Raw genomic sequence first — 22,749 nt, 5'->3', positions numbered from 1 at the left:
CCGAGTGCATCCGGGCGACCGCGTGGCCCAGGTGACCGACGACGCCGGTCAGCTCCTCCGGCTCGTTGACGTCGGCCCAGTCCAGAGGAGACTGTGGCCCGGGTCAGGCCGGTCTCGGCGGCCAGGTCGGCGCGGGACGGCGGCCGGTCGGCGGCGGCGATCCGGCCGAGCACCAGGGCGAGGTTGAGCTCGCGCAGGCTGGCCTGCCGTACCGCGCCGGCGGGGGAGTCGGGTCGGCTCACCCCTTGACACTGTCACACGTCGGTCAAATAATTCAACCACTGAACAAATAGCGGACGACACCCCGGAGGTCTGCCATGGCACCCCGTCCCACCCCCGCCGACAAGTTCTCCTTCGGTCTCTGGACGGTGGGCTGGCAGGCCCGCGATCCCTTCGGCGACGCCACCCGGCCGGAGCTGGACGCGGTCGAGGCGGTGCACCGGCTCGCCGAGCTCGGCGCGTACGGGATCACGTTCCACGACGACGACCTGATCCCGTTCGGCGCCGACGCCGCCACCCGTGACCAGCACATCGCCCGGTTCCGCAAGGCCCTCGACGAGACCGGCCTGGTGGTGCCGATGGTCACCACCAACCTCTTCACCCACCCGGTCTTCAAGGACGGCGGCTTCACCAGCAACGACCGCGACGTACGGCGGTACGCGCTGCGCAAGGTGCTGCGCAACGTCGACCTCGCCGCCGAGCTGGGCGCCCGCACCTTCGTCATGTGGGGCGGCCGGGAGGGCTCCGAGTACGACGTCGCCAAGGACGTGCAGGCGGCGCTGGACCGCTACCGGGAGGGCGTCGACCTGCTCTGCCAGTACGTCGTCGACCGCGGCTACGACCTGCGCTTCGCCCTGGAGCCCAAGCCGAACGAGCCGCGCGGCGACATCCTGCTGCCCACCGTCGGGCACGCGCTGGCGTTCATCTCCACCCTGGCCCACCCGGAGCTGGTCGGCCTCAACCCGGAGGTCGGCCACGAGCAGATGGCCGGGCTCAACTTCGCCCACGGCATCGCCCAGGCGCTGTGGCAGGGCAAGCTGTTCCACATCGACCTCAACGGCCAGCGCGGCATCAAGTACGACCAGGACCTGGTCTTCGGCCACGGTGACCTGCTCAACGCGTTCGCCCTGGTCGACCTGCTGGAGCACGGCGGCCCGGCCGGCGGTCCCGCGTACGAGGGGCCACGCCACTTCGACTACAAGCCCTCCCGCACCGAGGACATGACCGGCGTCTGGGCGTCGGCCGAGGCGAACATGCGCACGTACCTGCTGCTCAAGGAGCGGGCCGCGGCCTTCCGGGCGGACCCGGAGGTGGCCGAGGCCCTCGCCGCGAGCCGGGTCGCCGAGCTGGCCACGCCGACCCTCGCCCCCGGGGAGGGCTACGCCGAGCTGCTCGCGGACACCTCCGCGTTCGAGCGGTTCGACGTCGACGCGGCCGCGGCGAAGGGACTCGGCTTCGTCCGGCTCAACCAGCTCGCCGTCGAGCACCTGCTCGGCGCCCGCTGAGGGGCCGGCCGTGCCGCTCGTCGCCGGGGTCGACTCGTCGACCCAGTCCTGCAAGGTCGTCGTCCGCGACGCGGAGACCGGTGCCCTGGTCCGGGAGGGCCGGGCACCGCACCCGGACGGCACCGAGGTCGCTCCGGAGGCCTGGTGGGCCGCCCTGCGGGCCGCCGTGGACGCCGCGGGCGGCCTGGCCGACGTGGCCGCCGTCTCCGTCGCCGGGCAGCAGCACGGCATGGTCTGTCTGGACGGGACCGGCGCGGTGGTCCGCCCGGCGCTGCTGTGGAACGACACGCGGTCGGCGGGTGCCGCCGCGGACCTGATCGCGGAGGCGGGCGGTGACGAGACCGGCCGGCGCTTCTGGGCGGACGCGGTGGGCTCCGTGCCGGTGGCCAGCTTCACCGTCACCAAGCTCCGCTGGTTGGCCCGGCAGGAGCCGGCGAACGCCGCCCGGGTGGCGGCCGTCTGTCTGCCGCACGACTGGCTGACCTGGCGGCTGGCGGGCGCTCCCGGCCTGGACGCGCTGCGTACCGACCGCAGCGACGCCAGCGGCACCGGCTACTGGTCCCCGGCAACCGGCGAGTACCGGCTCGACCTGCTGGAACGGGCGCTCGGCCGGGTCGTGACCGTGCCCCGGGTGCTCGGTCCGGCCGAGGTCGCCGGCCAGCTCGACCCGTCCGCGCTCGGCGGTCCCGCCGCAGTGGCCCGGCTCGGCCCGGGGGCGGGCGACAACGCCGCCGCCGCCTTCGGTGTCGGCGCAGGCCCCGGCGACGTGGTCGTCTCCATCGGCACCTCCGGCACCGTGTTCAGCGTCGCGGACGCCCCGGCGGCGGACCCGGAGGGCATCGTGGCCGGCTTCGCCGACCTCACCGGCCGCTTCCTGCCGCTGGTCTGCACGCTCAATGCCGCTCGGGTGCTCGACGCCACCGCGAGGCTGCTCGGCGTCAGCCTCGACGAGCTTGCCGACCTGGCGCTCGCCGCACCGCCCGGCGCGGACGGCCTGGTCCTGGTGCCGTACCTGGAAGGGGAGCGGACCCCGAACCGGCCGGACGCCACCGGCGCGGTGCACGGGCTGACGCTGCGCACCTCGACCCCCGCGCACCTGGCCCGGGCCGCCGTGGAGGGGATGCTCTGCGCGCTCGCCGACGGCCTCGACGCGCTCACCACCCAGGGCGCGACGGTGCGGCGGGTGATCCTGGTCGGCGGCGGCGCCCGCTCCGCGGCGGTGCGCCGGATCGCCCCGCAGGTGTTCGGCTGCCCGGTGGTCGTGCCGCCGCCAGGGGAGTACGTCGCCGACGGCGCCGCCCGCCAGGCCGCCTGGGTCGCCCTGGGCGGCGCCGAACCGCCGGTCTGGTCCAGCGGCGCCGGTGAACGGTACGACGGCGAACCGCTGCGCGCCGTCCGTGCCCGGTACGCCGAGTTCCGGGACGCCACGAGCTGAACGCGACGGACCTCGATGGTAGAGAGGGAATGGAGCCGGTGGTGCCGGAATCTCGATCGTGAGATCGCCAAGAGTGATCGGCTCTTGCGCTACGCATTCCTCATGAGATAGAAATACGTGAACGTCGCAGCGTGAGGCGGCGGCGACCACGGGGAGAGGAAGCAATTCATGGCGAAGATGCGCCCTCAAAAAGCACTACGTCTGCTTGCCGCAACCGCACTGTTGACCAGCGCGACGAGCCTCGGGGTGATCGGGGTGGCCGCTGCCCCGGCATTCGCGCTCCCCAGCAACTGTTCGACCGGCTCCTGGACCTGGCAGCCCCAGGGGGCCACCGTCAAGTGCTACAACGGCACAGGCCAGTACCGTGCCAAGGCCTACTGCGTGAACGACTACAACAAGGGCACCTGGCGGTACGGCCCGTGGATCTCGGTCGGCGGCGGCTGGTCGGACGCCTACTGCAATTCGACGTACCCGTATCTCACGTCGAGCGGCTACGACCGACGCTGAAATAGCGCAGCCGTGGAATAAAGGAGAAAGTCGCGTGAGTGGAGCGCGACTTTCTCCTTCCCGTTCCAGTGGGAAACCCTGAGCATCAGGCGAACTCCGGCAGTGAATGCAACAATTGCGTTCACGTCAGGGAGGTCTGAGGCTTGCATTCTTGCCACCCCGGTTTGCGGGGCCGGGTCGCGGAACGGTTTCGCGTGCCTCGGCTCGCGTCGCGTGCCGGCTCGGCTACCCGTAGCTCGGGGACGTCACCCGGTTGTTATCTGGTCCTGGTTGGCTCCCGGTCATGACCTTGATCGGGCCCGGTCCACGGGCGTGGGGTGGCGGCGCGGGGCACCGGTTCTACAGCGTGGTGGTCTTCGTGCTGCTCGCCTCGCTGGACAACGTGGCGATCGGCCTGGTGCCACCCCTCTACGGGCCGATCGCCGACACGTTCGAGGTCCCGCAGCGCCTGCTCGGCCTGGTCACCGCCGTCAGCTTCCTGGTCAGCGCGGTCGCCGCGGTCGGCTGGGCGTACGTCGGCGACCGGACGAACCGCAAGCCGCTGCTGATGGTCGGCACGGTGATCTGGGCGGTCGGCACCGGGGGGAGCGCTGTAGCGACCGCCTATCCGGCGTTCCTCGCCGCCCAACTGGTAGCGGCGGTCGGGCTCGGCGCGGTCGGCTCGGTCGGGTTCTCCGTGGTGACCGACCTGATCTCGCCCCGCCGCCGGGGCCTCGTCATGAGCTTCTGGGGCCTGTCCCAGGGCGTCGGCACGCTGGCCGGGACGCTGGTCGGCGGGCTGCTCGGCGCCGCCGACTGGCGGCGGCCCTTCCTGCTGCTGACCGTCGTCGGGCTGGCCGCCACCGTCGCGTACCTGTTCACCTTCGACATCCGGCGGGGCGAGAGCGAACCGGAGCTGGCCGACGTGCTGGCCGGCGGCGCCGAGTACGACTACCGGATCACCCGGGCCGACCTGCCGCGGATCCTCGGCCGGCGGACGAACCGGTGGCTGATCCTCCAGGGCCTCACCGCGCAGGCCGCCTTCGGCTCGCTGGTGTGGTTGCCGGTCCTGTTCGCGGAGCGGGCGAAGGACCAGGGGTACTCGCCGGCCACAGCCGTGGTGGTGGGGAGCGTCTTCGCCACCCTGTTCCAGCTGGGCGGGGTCTTCTCGATCCTCGGCGGGTTGGCCGGGGACGCGCTGCAACGGCGTACGCCTTCGGGCCGGGCCCGGGTCGCGGCGGTCGGGGTCCTCGCGGCGTTGCCGTTCTACCTGGTGTTGTTCTTCGTGCCGATCCGCATCGACGTGCCCGACGGCGCCGGCTCCGGGGCGGTGGTCGCGGCGGTGCTGGCCAGCGTGGTCAGCGAGCCGACGGTCGGGCTGAGCCTGGTGACCGCCGTGGTGGCGCTGGCGCTGACCTCGGCCAACTCGCCGAACTGGTTCGCGCTCATCGCCGACGTCAACCCGCCGGAGCACCGGGGCACCGTCTACAGCCTCGGCAATCTGGTCAACGGTGTCGGCCGGGCGGCCGGCAACGGTCTGGTCGGCGTGGCCTTCCACGGCCTGCGGGCGGCCTTCCCGCCGCCGTTGAACTACGCGGTCGGCCTGGCCGCCTTCCAGCTCTTCTTCATCCCCACCGGGATCATGTACTGGCTGGCGTCGCGCAGTTCGCCGGACGACATCGCCGCCGTCCACGAGGTGCTCCAGGCCCGCGCCGAGAAGCTGTAGGGGGAGGGCCGCCCGCGAGGCTGCCCTCCCCCTGATCCGTCAGGCGGACCGCACCCAGACCGTCACGTCGGTCGGGACCCGGCCGTCGGCGTCCAGCGGGCCGCTCGCGGCCACCAGCTCGCCCGCCGGCGGCGGTACGGCGGCGGCGCCGAAGTTGGTCAGCACGGTCAGGCCGGCGTTGTCGAACGCCAGCACCTCGTCGCCGGACTCGCGCCACCGCAGGGTGCCCCGGCCGAGCCCGTGCTCGCGGCGCAGCCGCAGCGCGGTCCGGTACAGCTCGTACGTCGAGCCGGGGACGTCACGCTGCCGGTCCAGCGCGTACTCCGCCCACATCGGCGGCTGCGGCAGCCAGCTCGCGTCGGTCGGTCCGAACCCGTACGACGGCGCGTCGGCCTCCCACGGGATCGGCACCCGGCAGCCGTCCCGGCCGCGCTGGGTGTGCCCGCTGCGCAGCCAGGTCGGGTCCTGCCGGGCCTCGTCGGGCATCGTGGTGTGCTCGGGAAGCCCCAGCTCCTCGCCCTGGTAGAGGTACGCCGAGCCGGGCAGGGCGAGCATCAGCAGCGAGGCCGCCCGGGCCCGGCGCAGCCCGAGCGCGGCGTCCGGCTGCGGGTCGCCGATGCCGATGCCGTTCGGCCGGCCACCGCTGGTGTCCAGGCCCAGCCGGGAGGCGTGCCGCACCACGTCGTGGTTGGAGAGCACCCAGGTGGTCGGGGCGCCGACGGCGTCGGTGGCCTCCAGCGAGCGGGTCACCACCGCGTACTGGGCCGGCGCCGTCCAGGAGGCGAGCAGGTACTCGAAGTTGAACGCCTGGTGCATCTCGTCCGGCCGCACGTACCGGACCAGCCGCTCGGCCGGCTCGACCCACGCCTCGGCGACCAGAACGCGCTCGCCCGGGTAGCTGTCCAGCAGGGCCCGCCACTCCCGGTAGATGTCGTGCACGCCGTCCTGGTCCCACATCGGCGGTCGGGGCTTGTCGACCTCCTGCCCGGAGAGGATCTCCTGCGGCTCCTCCCAGTCGGCCAGGTCGGCCTGCTTGATCAGGCCGTGGGCCACGTCCACACGGAAGCCGTCGACGCCCCGGTCCAGCCAGAACCGGAGCACGTCCAGGAACTCCGCCCGTACCTCCGGGTTGTCCCAGTTGAGGTCTGGCTGTCCGGTGTCGAACAGGTGCAGGTACCACTGGCCGGGCCGCCCGTCGGCCTCGGTGACCCGGGTCCAGGCGGGGCCGCCGAAGACGCTCTGCCAGTCGTTCGGCGGCTGCGCGCCGTCCGGACCCTTGCCGTCGCGGAAGACGTACCGGTCGCGCTCGGGGCTGCCCGGTGCGGCCGGCAGCGCCGCCCGGAACCACCGGTGCGCCGACGAGGTGTGGTTGGGCACCAGGTCGACGATGACCTTCAGGCCACGTGCGCGGGCCTCGGCGATCATCTTGTCCGCGTCGGCGAGGGTGCCGAAGAGCGGGTCGACGTCCCGGTAGTCGGCCACGTCGTACCCGGCGTCGGCCTGCGGTGACGGGTAGAACGGCGAGAGCCAGACGGCGTCCACGCCCAGCTCGGCGAGGTGGTCGAGGCGCGCGGTGATCCCCGGCAGGTCGCCGATCCCGTCGCCGTCGGAGTCGGCGAACGAGCGCGGGTAGATCTGGTAGATGACGGCCTCGGTCCACCAGCCGGTGGCCGCGTCGGCGGACGTGTCCTGGTGCGTCGGGTTGCTGTTCAGGGCCTTCTCCCGTGTGTCGAGCCGTGCGATGTCGAGGGGCGTGCCCACGGATGGCTGTCGTTCAGTCTGCCCGGGGAGGGGCGGTCGATTCACGGACCACCAGCCGAGTGGGCAGGATCACCGGCGACCCGGGCGGGTCGGCGGGCGGGTCCAGGCTGTGGCCGACCAGCGGGTCCAGCAGGATCCGGGCGGCCAGCAGGCCCTGCGCGGCGGCCGGCTGGGCGATCGTGCTCAGCCCCAGCACGCCGGCGAGGTCGTGGTCGTCGATGCCGATGACGCTGACGTCCTGCGGCACCCGCAGCCCGGCGTCGCGCAGCGCGGTCATCGCCCCCATCGCCATCTCGTCGCAGGCGGCGAAGATCGCCGTGGGTGGGTCCCCCCGGCGCAGCAGCTCCTCGGCGGCCCGGGTACCGCCGTCGATGGTGAACTGCGACTCGACGTCCAGGCTGGGGTCCGGGGTGATGCCGGCGGCCCGCAGCGCCGCCAGGTAGCCGCGTCGGCGGTCCAGGTGGGTGGTGAAGGCCAGTTCGTCGTCGGGGTCGCCGGAGATGTGCGCGATCCGCCGGTGACCGAGGTCGAGCAGGTGCCGGGTGGCGGCCCGCGCGGCCGCCACGTCGTCGACGCGTACGCAGGGCCAGCCCGGCACCGCCGTACCGGAGCTGACCGTCACCCCCGGCAGGTCCAGAGCGGTGAGGGCGGGCAGGTCGGTGCGGTGCAGCGGGGTGGCGACCAGCATGATGCCGTCCACCCGCTTGTGCAGGTTGGCGGTGCTCAGCACCCGCTGCCGGATCTGTTCCCGCCCGCCGAGGTTGTAGAGCAGCAGGTCGTAGCCGCTCTGGTAGAGGAACTCCTCGACCGCTTCCACCACCGTCCCGAAGAACCAGCGGGTGATCCGCGGGACCACCACGGCGATCGTGCCGGTCCGGCCGCCGGCCAGCCGCGACGCGCTCGGCGAGACGCGGTAGTCGAGCTGCTCGGCGGCTGCGAGCACGCGGCGGCGGGTGGACGCGGACACCGTCGGCAGGCCACGCAGCGCCCGCGAGACGGTGGCGGTGGAGACGCCGGCCAACCGCGCGACGTCGTCGATCTTTGTCACGGCACCCCCGCTCCGCGCCGGACTCCGCCGCCGCCGGATCCGGCGGCGGCGGAGTTCGGGTCAGCCCTTGACGCTGCCGGCGAGCAGGCCGCGTACGAAGTAGCGCTGGAGGGACAGGAACACGATCAGCGGTACGACCATCGACACGAACGCGCCGGCGGTCAGCCGCTGCCACTCGTTGCCCCGCGTACCGGCCATCTCGGCGAGCCGGACGGTGAGCGGGGCGGTCTCGTCACTGCCCCCCGCGAAGATCAACGCGACCAGCAGGTCGTTCCAGACCCAGAGGAACTGGAAGATGCCGAACGCGGCGAGCGCGGGGACGATCAGGGGCAGGACGATGGTGCGGAAGATCTTCGGGTGGGTGGCGCCGTCGACGCGGGCCGCCTCCATCAGATCCTTGGGCAGTTGCGAGATGAAGTTGTGCAGCAGGAAGACGGCGAACGGGAGCGCGAAGCAGGTGTGCGCGAACCACACCTGCGCGAACTTCTGCGAGCCGTCGAGGTCCCAGGCCGGCAGCAGGGTGACGCCGGCCAGGGTGACACCGGTGGAGAAGAACCTGAGCAGGGGCACCAGCGCCATCTGCAGGGGCACGATCTGCAACGCGAAGATCGCGATGTACATCCAGTCCCGCCCGCGGAAGTTGATCCAGGCCAGCGCGTACGCGGCCAGCGCCGCGAAGGCGAGCGGGAACAGCACCGAGGGGATGGTGATGGCCAGCGAGTTGATGAAGTAGCTGGCGAGCTGCCCGGACGACGACGACCGGCCGAACAGCACCTCCTGGTAGTTCTCCAGGGTGAACTGCGGACTGGTGAAGAACGTCCACCAGCCGGTGGACTTGATCTCGTCCTCCGGCCGGACCGAGGAGATCAGCAGGCCGAAGGTCGGGATCGTCCAGAGCACCGCGATGACGACCGAGATCAGCGTCGCGGTACGGGTGTTCAGCCGCTTGCGCACCCGGGTGGCCCGACCCGGGGTGGGGTCGACCTTCTGGGTGCCGACGGCGACGGTGGGCGTGGCGGTGGTCATCTCAGCCCTCCCGCTGCTGGCGCAGGTTACGGATCTGGTACAGCACGATGGGCACGACCAGGACGAACAGGAAGACCGCCAGCGCCGAGCCCTGGCCGTTCTCGCCGTAGCGGAACGCCTGGTTGTACATCTCGTTGGCGATCACGCTGGTCTCGTAGTTGCCGTTGGTCGCGGTGCGCACGATGTCGAAGACCTTGAGCGTGGCGATCGACAGCGTCACCACCACGACGATGAGCGCCGGGCGGATGCTCGGCATGGTGATCTGCCAGAACATCTGCCAGGGGGTGACCCCGTCCAAACGGGCGGCCTCGACGATGTCGGCCGGGATCGCCTTGATCGCGGCGGACAGCACCACCATGGCGAAGCCGGCCTGGATCCAGATCATGATGATGATCAGCAGGAACGTGTTGAGCGGTGACTCCTGCAGCCACGACTGTGGCGTGCCGCCCACGCTCACCACGATCTGGTTCAGCAGGCCGATCTGTTGCTCGCCCTCGCCCCGGTAGGCGTAGATGAAGCGCCAGATGATCGTGGCGCCGACCATCGAGATCGCCATCGGCAGGAAGATCAGCGACTTGGCGACCGCCTCGAACCGGGCCCGGTCCACCATGATCGCGTAGAGCAGGCCGAACGCGGTGGCCACCAGCGGCACCAGGATGACCCAGAGGAGGGTGTTGGTCAGCACCCGGACGATCGCGTCCTCGCTGAACATCCACCCGTAGTTGCGCAGGCCGACCCAGTCGGTGCTGGTGCGGTCCATGAAGGACAGCAGCACGGTCCGGATGGCCGGCACCACCAGCCCGACCAGGAGCAGCAGGACGGTGGGCAGCAGGAAGAAGAGCGCGAAGAGCCCCTCCCGCTGCTTCGGCCGCCGGGGGAGCGGTCCGCCGCCCACCGACGCCGCCACCAGTTGCGCCTCCCGGCGCCGGGCGAACCAGGCGGGTACGACGTCGAGCAGGAGGAGCAGGCCCCCCACCACCGCGACGAACGCGACCAGCCCGTACATCAGCATGAGGAGCTTCGGCTGTTCGTCAGCGAAGTCGAAGTTCATCAACCCTCCCTCGGGGGCTCAGGTCGGACAACGGGCCGGTCCGCACCGCGGACCGGCCCGTCGTCAGGAGATCACTTCGGCCAGCTGCTCTCGATGCCCTGGAGCACCGTCGCCGTGTCCTTGCCGTTGACCCAGTCGACCATGCCCTTCCAGAAGGTTCCGGCGCCGACTGCGGCCGGCATCAGGTCGGAACCGTCGAAGCGGAAGACCGAGCTCTTGTCCTGGAGGATCTGGACGGAGAGCTTGTCGATCGGGTTCGCCACGTTGGCCAGGTCGAGCTTGTTGTTCGCCGACACCCAGTCGCCGATCTTGGCGCGGCTGTTGGCGTGCTCGCCGGAGGCGAGGTAGGTCTGCACCGCCTGCACCTCGGGCCGGTCGGCGAAGGCCGCGACGAACTCGCCGCCGCCCAGCACCGGCTTGCCCTTGGCCGGGTCGATGGCCGGGAAGTAGAACGCGAACACGTCGCCGTCCTCGGCCACCTTGGTGCCCTCGGGCCACTGGTTGGCGTAGAACGACGCCTGCCGGTGCAGCGCGCACTTGCCGGTGGTGATCGGCACGCCGGCCTCCTGGAAGGAGGTGGTGGCGATGCTCTTCACGCCGCCGAAGCCGCCGTTGACGTACTTCTCGTTCTTGAGGATGGTGCCGGCCCGGTCGAGGGCCTCGGCGACCTTCGGGTCGTTGAACGGGATGCCGTGGCTGGTCCACTGGTCGTAGACCTCGGGGGTCTGCGTCCGCAGCATCAGGTCTTCGATCCAGTCGGTGGCCGGCCAGCCGGTGGCGTCACCGGACTCGATGCCGGCGCACCACGGCTTGGTGCCGCTGGCCGCGATGGTGTCGCTGAGCTTGATCAGGTCGTCCCAGGACTGCGGGACGGTCCAGCCCTTCTCCTTGAACGTCTTCGGGGAGTACCAGACGAAGGACTTGACGTTCGAGCCGAGCGGGGCGCCGTAGAAGGTGCCGTTGACGGTGCTGTACTTCAGCCAGTCGGCCGGGTAGTTGGCCTCGGCCATCGCCTTGGTGTCGGCGCTGGCCGCCTTCAGCTTGCCGCCGTCGGCGAAGCGCTTGAGTAGGCCGGGCTGCGGGATGAACGCGATGTCGGGGGCGTTGCCGCCGTCGACCCGGACCCCGAGCTGCGCCTCGAACTCACCGCTGCCCTCGTGGTCGATCTCGATGCCGGTGCACTTGGAGAACTGCTCCCACGACTGCTCCAGCCGGTCGGCCTCGATCTCGCGGATGGACGAGTAGATCGAGACCTTCTTGCCGTCGTGACCCTCGTACTTCTCGTACGCGGAGCACTCGGGGGAGCCCGCGTTGTCATTGGTGTCGTCGTTGCCGCCGGTGCCGCAGGCGGTGGCGCTGAGCGCCAGCCCGAGTGCGCCGGCGATCACGAAGGCCTGGCGTGGTCTGGTGAAGACCGCCATGCCGTCCTCCTTCCTTGCCGGCGCGGGTCGTGCTCGATGACCGTGGCGCCGGTCCGATGGTCGTGCTCACATGTAAGCGCTTGCATCCGACCGGGTCCACCCCTTGCCGGACACGAGCGAGTAACAATCCGGAAACCGTGGCACCGCCTCGTGGGACCGCTCCCGGCCCAGATGCCGGACTCTTTCGATCGACGGCAATATCTGTCACTCTGAATGAAATAGATCGAAGGATTTCAACATCGGAGGTGCTGGATGGCCAAGCGGTGGTACAGCCTGCTCACGGTCGCTCTGCTGGTCGCGGGCGTTCTGCTCCCGGCGTCGCCGGCGGCGGCCGCCCCGACGTTCAAGGTCCCGTTCCCGTGCGGCCAGACCTGGTCCGGCCAGACCCGGACCGACCACAGCCCCGCGTACGCGGTCGACTTCAACCGCACCGACGACCTCGGCGACCCGGTGGTGGCGAGCGCGCCGGGCACCGTCGACCGGGTCACCGACCTCGGTGGCACCAGTTACGGCAAGTACGTGCGCATCGACCACGGTGGCGGCTACACGACCTACTACGCCCACCTCAACGGGTTCAACGTCTCCGTCGGGCAGAGCGTCGGGTACGGGAAGGTCATCGGGTGGGTCGGCAGCACCGGCGGCTCGACCGGTCCCCACCTGCACTACGAGCAGCGCCTGAACGGCAACGACATCCAGGTGCGGTTCAACGGCTCGCTGGCCCTCTACTGGGGCACGAAGTCCTACACCAGCGGCAACGGCTGCTCCTCGAGCACCGGCAGCGGCACGGTGAACACCAGCGGCACCGCGCTGACCGTGCGGTCCGGCCCCGGAACCGGCTACGACGCGGTCGGCACGGTGGCCGACGGCACCCGGGTCACGATCTACTGCCAGACCAGCGGCACCAGCGTCACCGGCACCTACGGCACCAGCTCGATCTGGGACCGGATCGGCACCGGCCGCTACATCGCCGACGCCTACGTGTACACCGGGCACGACGGATACATCCCGAACGTGCCCCGCTGCTGAGCGGGCATGCGTCGGCCCCGCCGCGGAACCCGCGGCGGGGCCGGCCGGTCAGCTGTTGAGCTGCCAGATGGCGAAGTTGAGCGCGCTGGCGAAGGTGACCCAGGCCCAGTAGGGGAGCATCAGCAGCGCCGCCGGGCGGGAGATCCGCCAGAACAGGACCACCGTCACGGCGATCGCCAGCCACATCAGCAGGATCTCGGCGAACGCCAGGCCGTAGCGGCCGGCGCCGAAGAAGAGCGGCGTCCAGATCGCGTTGAGGACCAGTTGCGTGACCCAGGCCCACACGGCGGGACCGAAGCCGACCCGTCGCCAGACCAGCCAGCCGGCCACCGCGATCATCGCGTAGAGCACGGTCCAGACCGGTCCGAAGAGCCAGGACGGTGGCGCCCAGGAGGGTTGTTCGAGGCTCGCGTACTCCGCCGAGGTGCCCTGGACGCCGAGCCCGCCGACGGCTGCCGCGACGAACACCGCCGCGCCGAAACCGAGCAGGGCCCACCACCGTCGCGTGCCGTCGGTACGTCCGACGCTCCTGGTTATCTCCATGGTCGAGATATCTCCCCGCCGTCAGGTCGGCAAACCTCGCTGTCCCGTCCCGGACAGCACGACGCCGGGGTCGTCCTGGCCGGTCGCTCCCGTCGGGAGGACGGAGTTCCGGTCACGACGACCCCGGCGGGTCCGGTGCGGCGGCCGCTGGCCGCCTCGTCAATTGAAGATGCTCACACCACCCGGGCCGACCAGGAGACCGACCACGATGAGGACGATGCCCCACAGGATCTGCCGACGGAACAGCGCGAGGATGCCGGCGACCACCAGTACGACTGCGAGAATCCAGAGAATCAGCTCCATGTTCGCTGAATACCCGAACTGACCGTGCGGGAAACCTCGCCCGAGTCGAGATGATCTCCCAGGTGGTAGATGCTGTATGCCTGCCGGATCACCGGGTGGGCCACGTTCCGCACCCGTACGCCGCCCGGCGTCGTGCCCTTCTCCGTGCCCGCGTGCGCGTGCCCGTGCAGGGCCAGCGCGGTCGGCGCCGAGTCGATGGCCTGGCCGAGCTGGTACGACCCGAGGAACGGGTAGATCTCCAGCGGCTCACCGGCGAGTGTGTCCGGCACCGGCGAGTAGTGGGTGAGCGCCACCCGCACGTCGCAGTCCAGTCCGCGCAGCGCCGCCCCTAGGGCGTCGGCGCTGTCGGTCGTCGTCCGGACGAACGCCTTCATCTCCGGCTCGCCGAAGTCGCTGGCGCAGCGCCCGGCGAAACCGCCGCCGAATCCCTTCACCCCGGCGATGCCGAGCCGGCCGCCGGCGCAGTCCAGCACCACACTGTTGCCCTCCAGCACGGTGATCCCGGCGTCCTCCAGCACCTTCACCACCTGCGGAACCTGGTCGCACTGGTGGTCGTGGTTGCCGAGGACGGTCACCACCGGCACGCCCAACCCACCGAACTCCTGCGCCACGCAGCGCGCCTCGGCCTCGGTGCCGTGCCGGGTCAGGTCACCGGCGAGCAGCAGCACGTCGGCGCAGTCGGGCAGTTCCTCCAGGGCCGGCCGGAAGCGGCCGACCACGTCCTCGTCCAGATGCACGTCGCCCACGGCGGCGATGCGGATCACCATGAACCCTCCCTCAGGGCAGTTGCTCGATCTCCGTGGGCGCGGACGTACGGATCACGCCGATGTCGCTGGTGACCGGCACGTCCGGGAAGCGCTCGGCCACCCGGCGCAGGATCTCCTCGCGCCGGTGTTCGCTCTCCACCTCGCCCTGCAGCACGAGGCCGCGCTCCCTGCGGGCAACGGTGATGCCCTGTTCGGCCACGGCCGGGTCCTCGGTCAGCAGCCGGTGGACCTCCGCCTCGACGTACTCGTCCGGCGGTCCCGTGGCGACGTCGCGGTGCTCGGTCACGGTGTCCCCTTTCCTCCCGTGGTGTCGGCGTACGGCACCACGTCCAGCCGGTCCAGCAGCACCAGGAACGCCTCCGCGTACGGCGAGTGCTGCGTCTCCTTGCGTACCCGTTCCCAGTCGATCTGCTCGCGCAGTGACCGGGCCAGCGGCAGGCCCCGGGCGAAGTCGCAGTAGTGCTGGGAGAAGCTGAGCAGCTTGTGCACCATCAGCTGGGTCGCCGAGAGCACCGGCATGTGGATGGCGTCGACCGGTCGGACCACGGTGTCGGCGAAGGTCTCCTCGGTGACCGGGGTCTCGATCGGCCGGTGGATCAGGTCGACCATCCGCCCGTCGTCGAAGACCTTGACCAGCCAGTCCTCCGGCGGGCGCTCGGCGATGAAGCCGGCCGCCACCAGGGCCTCCAGGGCACGTTCGACGTCGGTTTCCCGGATCAGGAAGTCGACGTCGTGTTCGCTGGAGTGCCCGCCGTGCGCGTACACGGCGAAGCTGCCGCCCAGCGCGAACGGGATCTCTTCCTGCTTGAGCACGGCGGCGACCTTCTTCAGGGTGTGGACCAGGCTCTCGTCCCCGCGCTCGGCCATGTGGATCTCCCGTCGTGGTGGTCAGGGGGATGGTGTTCAAGTCGGGTACCCGGCATCCCCGTGGCCCACACCTGGCACGGGCGCGGGTAGGTGGCAACCAGGACGGAAGAGGATCAAACACCCAGGGCACGAGCGCCCGTCGCGTAGTCTGGGGAAGGTGTCCAGATCATCGCGGGCGCGGCGCGGCAGGGCCCGATTGCGCGCCGTCGCCCTGATCGGCATCGACGGCTCGGGCAAGACGACCCAGGCGCACCGGCTCGCCGAGGCGCTCACCCTGGCGGGACTCCCCGCCACCTACCACCGCAACGCCGGCGGACGGCGCTGGCTCGGCCGCGTCGCGCACCGGCTCGGCCGTCCGGACGCCCAGCGCCTCGTGGGACGCGACGGGATGCTGGCGGTGGAGTCCGTGCTGCGGTGGCTCGCTATCGCCGGCGCTCTGCTCAGCCGCCTGCTGACCGGACGGATCGCGGTGATGGACCGCTACTCGGTCTGCCAGTACGCCAGCATCCGTTCCCACGGCGGCAGCAGGCGCTGGGAACGCCTCGCCCGCCTGGGCTACCGGATCTTCCCGCCGCCGCAGCTGACGTTCCTGCTCGCGGTCGATCCGGCCGAGGCGTACCGGCGGATCGAACAGCGCGGGACCGACCACGAGTCCATGGGCTACCTGACCGCGACGGCCACCGCCTACCGGACGCTGCCGGAGTACCCGACCTTCGTGCTCGTCGACGCCGATCGCCCGCCGGACGAGGTGGCGCGGCAGATCCAGGACCACCTGGCGGCCTGGCTGGCCGCGTCTGACCCGTCGCCCCGGTCCGCTCCCGTCCGGGGCGCCCGGCCGGAGGTGGACCCGGTACCGGTCGAGGTGCACCTCTGACAGGTGGGTGCCGCGGTGTCCGCCGCCGGGGCCGTCAGGCCCGTCCGTAGACCGGGACGGTGGCGCCGCTGGTCGGTGCCGACTCGTCCGAGGCGAGGAAGCGGATCACCGGGGCGATCTCGGCCGGGGCGACCCAGCGCGAGTGGTCGGCGTCGGGCATCGCCGCCCGGTTGGTGGGGGTGTCGATGACGCTGGGGAGCACCGTGTTGCAACGCACACCGGTCGGCCGGTACTCCACCGCCACCGCGTTCGCGAAGGCCAGCACCGCCGCCTTCGACGTCGCGTAGGCCGCCGCGCGGGGAAAGGGCGCGACGGCGGCCCGCGCGGACACGCAGACCACGGCGCCGCCGCCGGCGGCCACCAGGTGCGGGAGCGCCGCACGGGTCACCAGCCAGGTCGGGCGCAGGTTCATCGCCAGCATCCGGTCGAGTTCGTCGATCGGCGTCTCGTGCACCAGACCGCCGCTCGCGTATCCGCCGACCAGGTTCACCACCGCCCGCAACGGCGCCGCCGGCTCACCGGCGGCGGTCGCGACGACCCGCTCCACGTCGGCCGGCACGGTCAGGTCCGCGACGGGCCGGACCGGTCCGCCAGCCGCCGGGTCCGCCGCGCCACGGCCTGGTCGCTCCGGTACGACCACCCGCCAGCCCGCCTCGACGAAGGCCGCGGTGACCGCGCCGCCCAGCCCGCCCGTGCCTCCGGTGACCAGCACACTGCGATCCGCCATGGCTCCACGCTAGTGCGCGGTGCGGCGCGGTCACCGACGGGGGAGACCGTCGGCGTCACGTGCTCGGGCGACCGTCCGGCCGCCGGAGCCGCCCGCCCGGGGGAGGCGGTGTCCGGCCCGCGATGGCACGCTGGGCGGGAGCGGTGGCTCCCGGATTGCGGTACTTTCCCCAACACGTACGGTGATGGTTGACGCTCACGCCTCATGAAAGTAAGTTTCATCCGTGGCGAAGAGTCCGAAGGTTTCTGCGAGTCACGAGTCCGGTGGGCTGATCGTCCACATCAGCGGTCTCCTCCCGTCGCTGTCGCCGGCCGAACAACGGGTCGCGCGACTGGTGGTGGCCGACCCGGCCGACGCCGCGCGCCGGACGATCACGGATCTCGCCACCGCAGCCGAGACCTCCGAGGCGACCGTGATCCGGTTCTGCCGCTCGGTCGGCATGGACGGTTACCCCCAGCTGCGGATCCGGCTCGCCGCCGAGGCCGCCCGCCGGGTCGAGCCGCCGGACGCGCGGGTCGTCGGTGGCGACATCCCTCCCGGCGCCGACCTCGCACAGATCATCGCCACGATCGCCTTCAACGACGCCCGGGCCGTCGAGGAGACGGCCGAGCAGCTCGACCCGGCCATCTGCGAGCAGGTGGTCGAGGCCATCGTCGGCGCCGGCCGCATCGACGTGTACGGCGCCGGTGCCAGCGGCTTCGTCGCCTCGGACTTCCAGCAGAAGCTGCACCGGATCGGCCGCACCTCGTTCTACTTCCCGGACGTGCACACCGCGCTCACCTCGGCCGCCCTGCTCGGCAAGGGCGACGTCGCGATCGGCATCTCCCACACCGGCACCACCTCGGACGTCATCGAGGTGCTGGAGCAGGCACGGTCCCGGGGGGCGGCGACCGTCGCGCTGACCAACTTCCCCCGGTCGCCGATCACCGAGGTGGCCGACTTCGTCCTCACCACGGCCGCCCGGGAGACCACCTACCGCTCCGGGGCGATGGCCAGTCGCCTGGCGCAGCTCACCGTCGTCGACTGCCTCTTCGTCGGGGTGGCGGCGCGCAACCGGGCCCGGGCCCGCAAGGCGCTCGAGGCGACCGCCGAGGCGGTCCGGTCGCGCCGCGTGGGTCCCGGACGGAGGCGGGCATGACGACCGGCAAGGTCGAGCCGCAGGAGGTGACCGGCCGCCCGGTGATCCGGGTCGGCGCACCGACGGAACGGCGTAATCCGCTCAGCGTCGACCTCGACCTGATGTCCACCCGGGACGTGCTCTCGGTGATCAACGACGCCGACCGGCGGGTCCCCGCCGCCGTCGCCGCCGTCCTCGACCAGATCGCCACCACGGTCGACCTGGCGGTGACCGCCCTGCGCGGGGGCCGCCGCGTGCACTACTTCGGCGCCGGCACGTCCGGCCGCCTCGGCGTCCTCGACGTGGCCGAGCTGGCCCCCACCTTCAACTCCCCGCGGGACTGGTTCTGCGCCCACCTGGCCGGCGGAGCGGACGCCATGTGGCGCGCGGTCGAGAACGCCGAGGACGACGCCCGGGGCGGCGCGGCCGAGGCCGCCGAATGCGTGCGCACAGGGGACGTCGTGGTCGGTCTCGCCGCCAGCGGGCGTACGCCGTACGTCCTGGGTGCGCTCGCCGCGTCCCGGGCAAAGGGCGCCGCGACGGTGTTGCTCTGCGCGAACCCGGAGGCGGAGGCCGCCGGGTCGGTGGACGTCTTCATCGGGGTGGACACCGGCCCCGAGGTGGTTACCGGGTCGACCCGGATGAAGGCGGGCACCGCGCAGAAGCTGGTGCTCAACACGTTCTCCACGGCCGTGATGGTGCGCCTGGGGCGGGTCTACTCGAACCTGATGATCGACATGGTGGCCACCAACGCGAAGCTCCGCGGACGGATGATCTCGATCCTGATGGAGGCCACCGGCTGCAGCGAGGAGATCTGCCGACGCGCCCTGCACGAGGCCGACGGCGACCTCAAGACCGCCCTGGTGTCGCTCGTCTCCGGTGCCGGGGTTCCCGCCGCGCGCGCCGCCCTCGCCCGCTCCTCCCACCAGGTGCGCGGCGCTATCGCCCTCCTCGCCTCCTGACCCTCGCCCCGCCCTCGCGATTCGGACATCCGGTACCGGATCGGCGCTGGCACCGCCCTTCTCCGGCCACGGGCATGGAATCGCGCTCCGGATTGTTCACCGGGGGGTGGGGTATTACCACGGGCGTGGATGAACCGACCGGTCCGGCGGTGCGTATCTGCCAGTGACCAGGATCGCAGCTCGCTGGTGACCCGGGTCGCTGTGCCACTCGGTCGGGCGGTGTTGCCATGGTCGGGCCGGACAGGGATCCGTCGATCGACCAGCCCGTACGTGGTGCCCGACAGGGCGCGGCCACATGGGGTGCTGACAGCAAACATGGACCGTGCTCTCAGCTGATTATCAGGCATTCGTGACACTTTCGACTCACGACATGGAATCCCCGACACGTCTCATCTGTTGTGTAGGTGTCAGCACCGGTGGGCACAGCGGAAGTTACGGGGAGGGAGCTGACGGACGTGGGGATGGCAAGGAACCGGGCAACCGGCGCGAGCGAGGGGACCGTGAGCAACGTGGACAAGAACATCGGCATGCGGACCGACGAGGTCGCCGAGGAGCGTGACCTGGTCGGCGTCTACCTTCACGAGATCTCCCGGACGCCACTGCTGGACGCCGCCAAGGAGGTCGACCTCTCCAAGGCGATCGAGGCCGGCCTCTACGCCGAGCACCTGCTCGGCTCCGAGCGCGTTCCCGAGGGTGTCGACCGGGAGGACCTGGAGCGCCTGGTCGTCGAGGGCGAGCGGGCCAAGGACCTGTTCATCCGGGCCAACCTGCGCCTGGTCGTGTCGATCGCGCGGCGGTACGTCCGCTCGGGCATGCCCATGCTCGACCTGATCCAGGAGGGCAACACCGGCCTGGTGCGGGCGGTCGAGAAGTTCGACTACGAGCGGGGCTACAAGTTCTCCACCTACGCCACCTGGTGGATCCGTCAGGCGATCAGCCGGGCGATCGCGCAGCAGGAGCGTACGGTGCGGCTGCCCGTGCACCTGGTCGAGGACGTCAACCGGATGCGCAACGTCGCGCGTCAGCTCACCCGTGAGCTGGGCGGCGACCCGGAGCCGGAGCAGATCGCGGCGTCGCTCGGCGTCACCGTCGAGCGGGTCAACGAGCTGGTCCGCTGGTCGCAGGACACCGTGTCGCTGGACACCCCGGTCGGCGACGACGGTGACACCAAGCTCGGTGACCTGGTCGCCGACAGCGACGCCCCCTCGCCGGAGGAGATCGTCCTGACCGGCCTGGAGCGGCAGCGGATCGAGGGCCTGCTCAACCACCTCGACGACCGCTCGGCCGGCATCATGCGGGCCCGCTACGGGCTGGAGGACGGCCGGGAGCACTCGCTCACCGAGGTCGCCTCGCGGTTCTCGCTGTCCCGTGAGCGGATCCGCCAGCTGGAGATCCAGGCCCTCGGCCGGCTCCGTGAGCTGGCCCGCGCCGAGGGGCTGCAGGCGGCCTGAGCTGGTAGTAATGACGGAGAACGGCCGGCGTCCGATAGGGGGACGCCGGCCGTTTCCCGTGTCGGCCTCCGGTCAGCGGACCCGGCCGTAGCCGTACGGGGGCAGCAGGTCGATGCTCCGCTTCTCCACGTTCCGGCCGAAGGTGGGCGCATGGATCACCTGGCCCGAGCCCACGTAGATGCCCATGTGCCCGAGGTTGCTGTAGAAGACGAGATCACCCGGACGCAGTTCGCTGCGGCTGATGTGGGCCACCACGCCCCACTGCATGCGGGTGTTGTGCGGCAGGGACTTGCCGGCCGCCCGCCACGCGGCGGAGGTCAGTCCGGAGCAGTCGTAGCCGTTCGGCCCGTCCGCTCCCCACACGTACGGCTTGCCGAGCGCGCCGTACGCGTACCGCACCGCCACTCCGGCCGAGCCGGCGACGGAGGGCGCGTCCCTGGCGCTGTCCGAGCGGGACGCGGGCTGTTCGGTGGCCCGGCCGTACGCCTGGCGGCGCAGCTCGTAGAGCTTCGCCAGGTCCCGTTCGATGCGCGTCTTCGCGGTGGTCAGCTGCCGCGCCTGGGCCGCCTGCCGCTCCAGGGTGACGTCCAGGCGGGTCTTCTCCGCCAGTAGGCGGCGCTGGTCGCCGGTGAACGTGGCGATCCGTTCCTGCCGTTGGCGGGTCAACTGGTCGATGGTGCTGATCCGGTCGAGCAGTGCGGTCGAGTCCTCGGCGCGCAGCAGCGCCGCGGCGGTGCTCAGGTTCCCGGTCTTGTACGCGGTGACGGCCAGTTCGCTGACATCCGCACGACTCTGTTCCGCCTGTTGCTCCAGCGGACCCAGCCGGGCCTGTAATCGGTCCGCGTCGGCCTTGTTGGCCTTGATCTTCTCGCGGAGCTCGTTGTACGCCTCGACGACGCGCTCCAGCTCCGCCGAGGACTTCTCGATCCGCCGGGTCAACTCGGCGGGTGACGGTTCGGCCCGGGCGGGCACCGCCGGTGCGACCAGCGCGGCCGACACCACGGCGACCGCGAGGGCGCGCAGCGTCTTCCTGAGGGACGACAAGAGCGTTGGTGCTCCTCTCCCACCGGCCGCCGGGGCTGCTGGGGCTCCTCGACGGCACCGGGCCGGTGCTGTCCGGATGGACGGCGGTCGACCGGGCCGGCCCGGACACGGTAACCCGGTGCCCGAGTGACCCGCAGAGAAAGCAGGGGCGAATGTTGGCGAAGTGGCGGAAATTGCTGCAGAGGCGAGTGACGGTGCGTGGTCTCGGTGTGGTCGCCGGGAGCGGGCACTCGTACGACTTGTAGCAGTACGGGTGGTGAGCCCGATTCGTCGTTCCCGGCGTATGCCGCCGGTTCGGTGCGGGCTATAACCGATAAGACCGACATGGATGTCTTTTTCCGGCGGTGGGGAGGCGTGGCCGGCGCCCATCACACCGGTAAAGCGGCACTCCGGCTGGCGGGCGGCCAACACAATGGGTCCCGGAGCCGGGAGTCCCACCGCCGCGCAGGTGCCGGTGGGCAGCCGACCCCGCACCACAGCTGCGGGAGGAGAGCCATGACATCTCGGGGCGCCACGACACGACCGCACCGGTCCCCGCGCGGGCCGGGCGGAACCACCGACACGCTGCTCTACGCCCGGCCGGGGATCATCGTCACCGTCGAGCGGTTCACCGTCGGCCGCACCAGCTGGCGGGTGGCCGAGCTGACCCACCTGCGGACCGGGCGTGGACCCCACGACCGGGTCGCGGTCCGCGCCGTCGTCGTGACCGCCACGATGGTCGGGGGAGTCGGGCTGCTGCTCGGGTTCACCGGCGGCCTGCACCGGCTCACCGCCGGCGCGTACCTGATCCTGGGCGGGGTGTTCCTGGTACCCGTGCTGCTCGCGCTGGCCGGGGACCGCTGGCGGCCGCCGGCGTACGAGCTGTGGGGCCGCCGCCGATCCGAGGACGTCCTGCTGTTCAGCAGCGACGACGAGCGGCAGTTCGGGCAGGTCACCCGGGCGCTGCGCCGAGCCCGGGAGATGCACCGGTACGGCGGCTGGGAGGACTCGCCCACCCTCGTGGACCCGTGGCGGCCGACCCGCTGAACGGGCCGGCCGGCGGTCGGTGTCCCGACGGTGGACGTCAGCCGGCGACCGGCTCGGGGGTCCGCGCGGGCCGGGCGGTGACCCAGGCGCTGACCCGGCGCTCGGCGTAGAACGAGACGAACGGCACCGTGCCGGCGAGCATCACCAGGATCATCCGCTTCAGCGGCCACCCCGCGCGACGGGCCAGGTCGAAGGCGGCCACCAGGTAGAGCATGTAGAGGAAGCCGTGCACCTGGCCCACGGTCTCCACCACGACCGGGTTGTCGAACCCGTACTTCAGCGGCATGCCGATCACCACGAGCAGGATCAGCGCGACGCCGACGATCCAGGCGATCACGCGGTACCGGGTCAGGGCTGCGCCCACCGTCGTCCGTCCTTCCGCACCCGGCCCATTCGTCAGCCGGGATAGTCGCCGGGCCGGGCGCCCGGATTGTCGTTGAGCCATCGCAGGTAGCGGTTGTACTCGTCCAGGTCCGGGTCGTCCGGGCCGGCCGTCGCCACCGGTACGCGGGGGACGCGCACCGGTCGGCGTACCTCCGGACGCGTCGCGGTGCCCGCGTCGGACGCGGCCGGCCGTGGCCCC

Annotated in this window: 23 protein-coding genes and 2 pseudogenes; 10 read left to right on the top strand and 15 right to left on the bottom strand. The window is 71.5% G+C overall.

Annotation, left to right across the window (positions count from 1 at the left end; all coding sequences use genetic code 11):
- Positions 1-242 (bottom strand): annotated as a pseudogene (locus tag AB0I76_RS05250) (sugar kinase); the annotation flags it as partial.
- A 75-nt stretch (positions 243-317) separates the two neighbouring features.
- On the opposite strand from AB0I76_RS05250, the gene xylA reads away from it, so the two are divergent.
- From xylA to AB0I76_RS05230, 4 genes are all read left to right on the top strand, one after another.
- Positions 318-1,505 carry a xylose isomerase gene (xylA, locus tag AB0I76_RS05245; protein ID WP_357030138.1) on the top strand — a complete coding sequence of 396 codons (1,188 nt, stop codon included), beginning with the start codon at positions 318-320 and terminating at the stop codon, positions 1,503-1,505.
- A 10-nt stretch (positions 1,506-1,515) separates the two neighbouring features.
- Positions 1,516-2,940 (top strand): xylulokinase, encoded by a 1,425-nt coding sequence (gene xylB / locus AB0I76_RS05240; RefSeq protein ID WP_357030136.1) that lies wholly within the window; start codon positions 1,516-1,518, stop codon positions 2,938-2,940.
- A 168-nt stretch (positions 2,941-3,108) separates the two neighbouring features.
- Positions 3,109-3,447, top strand: coding sequence for a hypothetical protein (locus AB0I76_RS05235; RefSeq protein ID WP_357030134.1), 339 nt, complete (start codon positions 3,109-3,111; stop codon positions 3,445-3,447).
- A 283-nt stretch (positions 3,448-3,730) separates the two neighbouring features.
- Positions 3,731-5,152, top strand: coding sequence for an MFS transporter (locus AB0I76_RS05230; RefSeq protein WP_357030132.1), 1,422 nt, complete (start codon positions 3,731-3,733; stop codon positions 5,150-5,152).
- Between the two features lie 39 nt (positions 5,153-5,191).
- Here AB0I76_RS05230 and AB0I76_RS05225 read toward each other — a convergent pair whose 3' ends face one another.
- From AB0I76_RS05225 to AB0I76_RS05205, 5 genes are all read right to left on the bottom strand, one after another.
- The gene (locus AB0I76_RS05225) at positions 5,192-6,865 is read right to left on the bottom strand and encodes an alpha-amylase family glycosyl hydrolase (protein WP_357030140.1); all 1,674 of its coding nucleotides are present in this window, start codon (positions 6,863-6,865) and stop codon (positions 5,192-5,194) included.
- Positions 6,866-6,926: 61 nt separating this feature from the next.
- Positions 6,927-7,961 (bottom strand): LacI family DNA-binding transcriptional regulator, encoded by a 1,035-nt coding sequence (locus AB0I76_RS05220; RefSeq protein WP_357030130.1) that lies wholly within the window; start codon positions 7,959-7,961, stop codon positions 6,927-6,929.
- A gap of 60 nt (positions 7,962-8,021) precedes the next feature.
- Positions 8,022-8,987 (bottom strand): carbohydrate ABC transporter permease, encoded by a 966-nt coding sequence (locus AB0I76_RS05215; protein ID WP_357030128.1) that lies wholly within the window; start codon positions 8,985-8,987, stop codon positions 8,022-8,024.
- A 1-nt stretch (position 8,988) separates the two neighbouring features.
- Positions 8,989-10,038 (bottom strand): sugar ABC transporter permease, encoded by a 1,050-nt coding sequence (locus AB0I76_RS05210; protein ID WP_357030126.1) that lies wholly within the window; start codon positions 10,036-10,038, stop codon positions 8,989-8,991.
- A gap of 71 nt (positions 10,039-10,109) precedes the next feature.
- Positions 10,110-11,459, bottom strand: a complete 1,350-nt coding sequence (locus tag AB0I76_RS05205; RefSeq protein WP_357030124.1) for an ABC transporter substrate-binding protein — start codon at positions 11,457-11,459, stop codon at positions 10,110-10,112.
- 252 nt (positions 11,460-11,711) lie between these two features.
- Between AB0I76_RS05205 and AB0I76_RS05200 the strand changes: the two genes are divergently transcribed.
- Positions 11,712-12,485 carry a peptidoglycan DD-metalloendopeptidase family protein gene (locus tag AB0I76_RS05200; RefSeq protein ID WP_357030122.1) on the top strand — a complete coding sequence of 258 codons (774 nt, stop codon included), beginning with the start codon at positions 11,712-11,714 and terminating at the stop codon, positions 12,483-12,485.
- A gap of 48 nt (positions 12,486-12,533) precedes the next feature.
- Here AB0I76_RS05200 and AB0I76_RS05195 read toward each other — a convergent pair whose 3' ends face one another.
- The 5 genes from AB0I76_RS05195 to AB0I76_RS05175 all read right to left on the bottom strand — a co-directional run bounded on the left by AB0I76_RS05195 (position 12,534) and on the right by AB0I76_RS05175 (position 14,965).
- Complete coding sequence (locus AB0I76_RS05195) at positions 12,534-13,028, bottom strand: TspO/MBR family protein (protein ID WP_357030120.1); 495 nt, start codon at positions 13,026-13,028, stop codon at positions 12,534-12,536.
- A 159-nt stretch (positions 13,029-13,187) separates the two neighbouring features.
- A complete protein-coding gene (locus AB0I76_RS05190; RefSeq protein ID WP_007464364.1) occupies positions 13,188-13,331 on the bottom strand; it encodes a GPGG-motif small membrane protein in 144 nt (47 codons plus the stop codon).
- Positions 13,322-14,098, bottom strand: coding sequence for a metallophosphoesterase (locus tag AB0I76_RS05185; protein WP_357030118.1), 777 nt, complete (start codon positions 14,096-14,098; stop codon positions 13,322-13,324). Before AB0I76_RS05185 ends, AB0I76_RS05190 begins: the two co-directional genes overlap by 10 nt.
- A gap of 10 nt (positions 14,099-14,108) precedes the next feature.
- Positions 14,109-14,384 carry a hypothetical protein gene (locus tag AB0I76_RS05180; protein ID WP_357030116.1) on the bottom strand — a complete coding sequence of 92 codons (276 nt, stop codon included), beginning with the start codon at positions 14,382-14,384 and terminating at the stop codon, positions 14,109-14,111.
- Complete coding sequence (locus tag AB0I76_RS05175; RefSeq protein WP_357030114.1) at positions 14,381-14,965, bottom strand: nucleotidyltransferase; 585 nt, start codon at positions 14,963-14,965, stop codon at positions 14,381-14,383. Before AB0I76_RS05175 ends, AB0I76_RS05180 begins: the two co-directional genes overlap by 4 nt.
- Positions 14,966-15,122: 157 nt before the next feature.
- Between AB0I76_RS05175 and AB0I76_RS05170 the strand changes: the two genes are divergently transcribed.
- The gene (locus tag AB0I76_RS05170; protein ID WP_357030112.1) at positions 15,123-15,839 is read left to right on the top strand and encodes a dTMP kinase; all 717 of its coding nucleotides are present in this window, start codon (positions 15,123-15,125) and stop codon (positions 15,837-15,839) included.
- A gap of 34 nt (positions 15,840-15,873) precedes the next feature.
- Here AB0I76_RS05170 and AB0I76_RS05165 read toward each other — a convergent pair whose 3' ends face one another.
- The gene (locus tag AB0I76_RS05165; protein WP_357030110.1) at positions 15,874-16,566 is read right to left on the bottom strand and encodes an SDR family NAD(P)-dependent oxidoreductase; all 693 of its coding nucleotides are present in this window, start codon (positions 16,564-16,566) and stop codon (positions 15,874-15,876) included.
- A gap of 223 nt (positions 16,567-16,789) precedes the next feature.
- Between AB0I76_RS05165 and AB0I76_RS05160 the strand changes: the two genes are divergently transcribed.
- The 3 genes from AB0I76_RS05160 (at position 16,790) to AB0I76_RS05150 (ending at position 20,096) form a co-directional block, all read left to right on the top strand.
- The gene (locus AB0I76_RS05160; protein WP_357030107.1) at positions 16,790-17,704 is read left to right on the top strand and encodes a MurR/RpiR family transcriptional regulator; all 915 of its coding nucleotides are present in this window, start codon (positions 16,790-16,792) and stop codon (positions 17,702-17,704) included.
- The gene (murQ, locus tag AB0I76_RS05155) at positions 17,701-18,645 is read left to right on the top strand and encodes an N-acetylmuramic acid 6-phosphate etherase (RefSeq protein ID WP_357030105.1); all 945 of its coding nucleotides are present in this window, start codon (positions 17,701-17,703) and stop codon (positions 18,643-18,645) included. Before AB0I76_RS05160 ends, murQ begins: the two co-directional genes overlap by 4 nt.
- A 461-nt stretch (positions 18,646-19,106) precedes the next feature.
- Positions 19,107-20,096, top strand: coding sequence for a sigma-70 family RNA polymerase sigma factor (locus AB0I76_RS05150; protein ID WP_357030103.1), 990 nt, complete (start codon positions 19,107-19,109; stop codon positions 20,094-20,096).
- A gap of 72 nt (positions 20,097-20,168) precedes the next feature.
- Here AB0I76_RS05150 and AB0I76_RS05145 read toward each other — a convergent pair whose 3' ends face one another.
- Complete coding sequence (locus AB0I76_RS05145; RefSeq protein ID WP_357030101.1) at positions 20,169-21,140, bottom strand: NlpC/P60 family protein; 972 nt, start codon at positions 21,138-21,140, stop codon at positions 20,169-20,171.
- Between the two features lie 495 nt (positions 21,141-21,635).
- Between AB0I76_RS05145 and AB0I76_RS05140 the strand changes: the two genes are divergently transcribed.
- Positions 21,636-22,166 (top strand): DUF6232 family protein, encoded by a 531-nt coding sequence (locus AB0I76_RS05140; RefSeq protein ID WP_357030099.1) that lies wholly within the window; start codon positions 21,636-21,638, stop codon positions 22,164-22,166.
- Positions 22,167-22,203: 37 nt separating this feature from the next.
- On the opposite strand, the gene AB0I76_RS05135 is transcribed toward AB0I76_RS05140, so the two are convergent.
- On the bottom strand, positions 22,204-22,530 hold the full coding sequence (locus AB0I76_RS05135) for a DUF3817 domain-containing protein (RefSeq protein WP_357030097.1): 327 nt from the start codon (positions 22,528-22,530) through the stop codon (positions 22,204-22,206).
- 32 nt (positions 22,531-22,562) lie between these two features.
- A pseudogene (locus AB0I76_RS05130) lies at positions 22,563-22,749 on the bottom strand (hypothetical protein); the annotation flags it as partial.

It is taken from the genome of Micromonospora sp. NPDC049799 (assembly GCF_040656655.1).
Lineage (GTDB): Bacteria > Actinomycetota > Actinomycetes > Mycobacteriales > Micromonosporaceae > Micromonospora.
The sequence above is the reverse complement of the archived record's forward strand: the minus strand, read 5'-3'. Positions and strand labels throughout refer to the sequence as shown.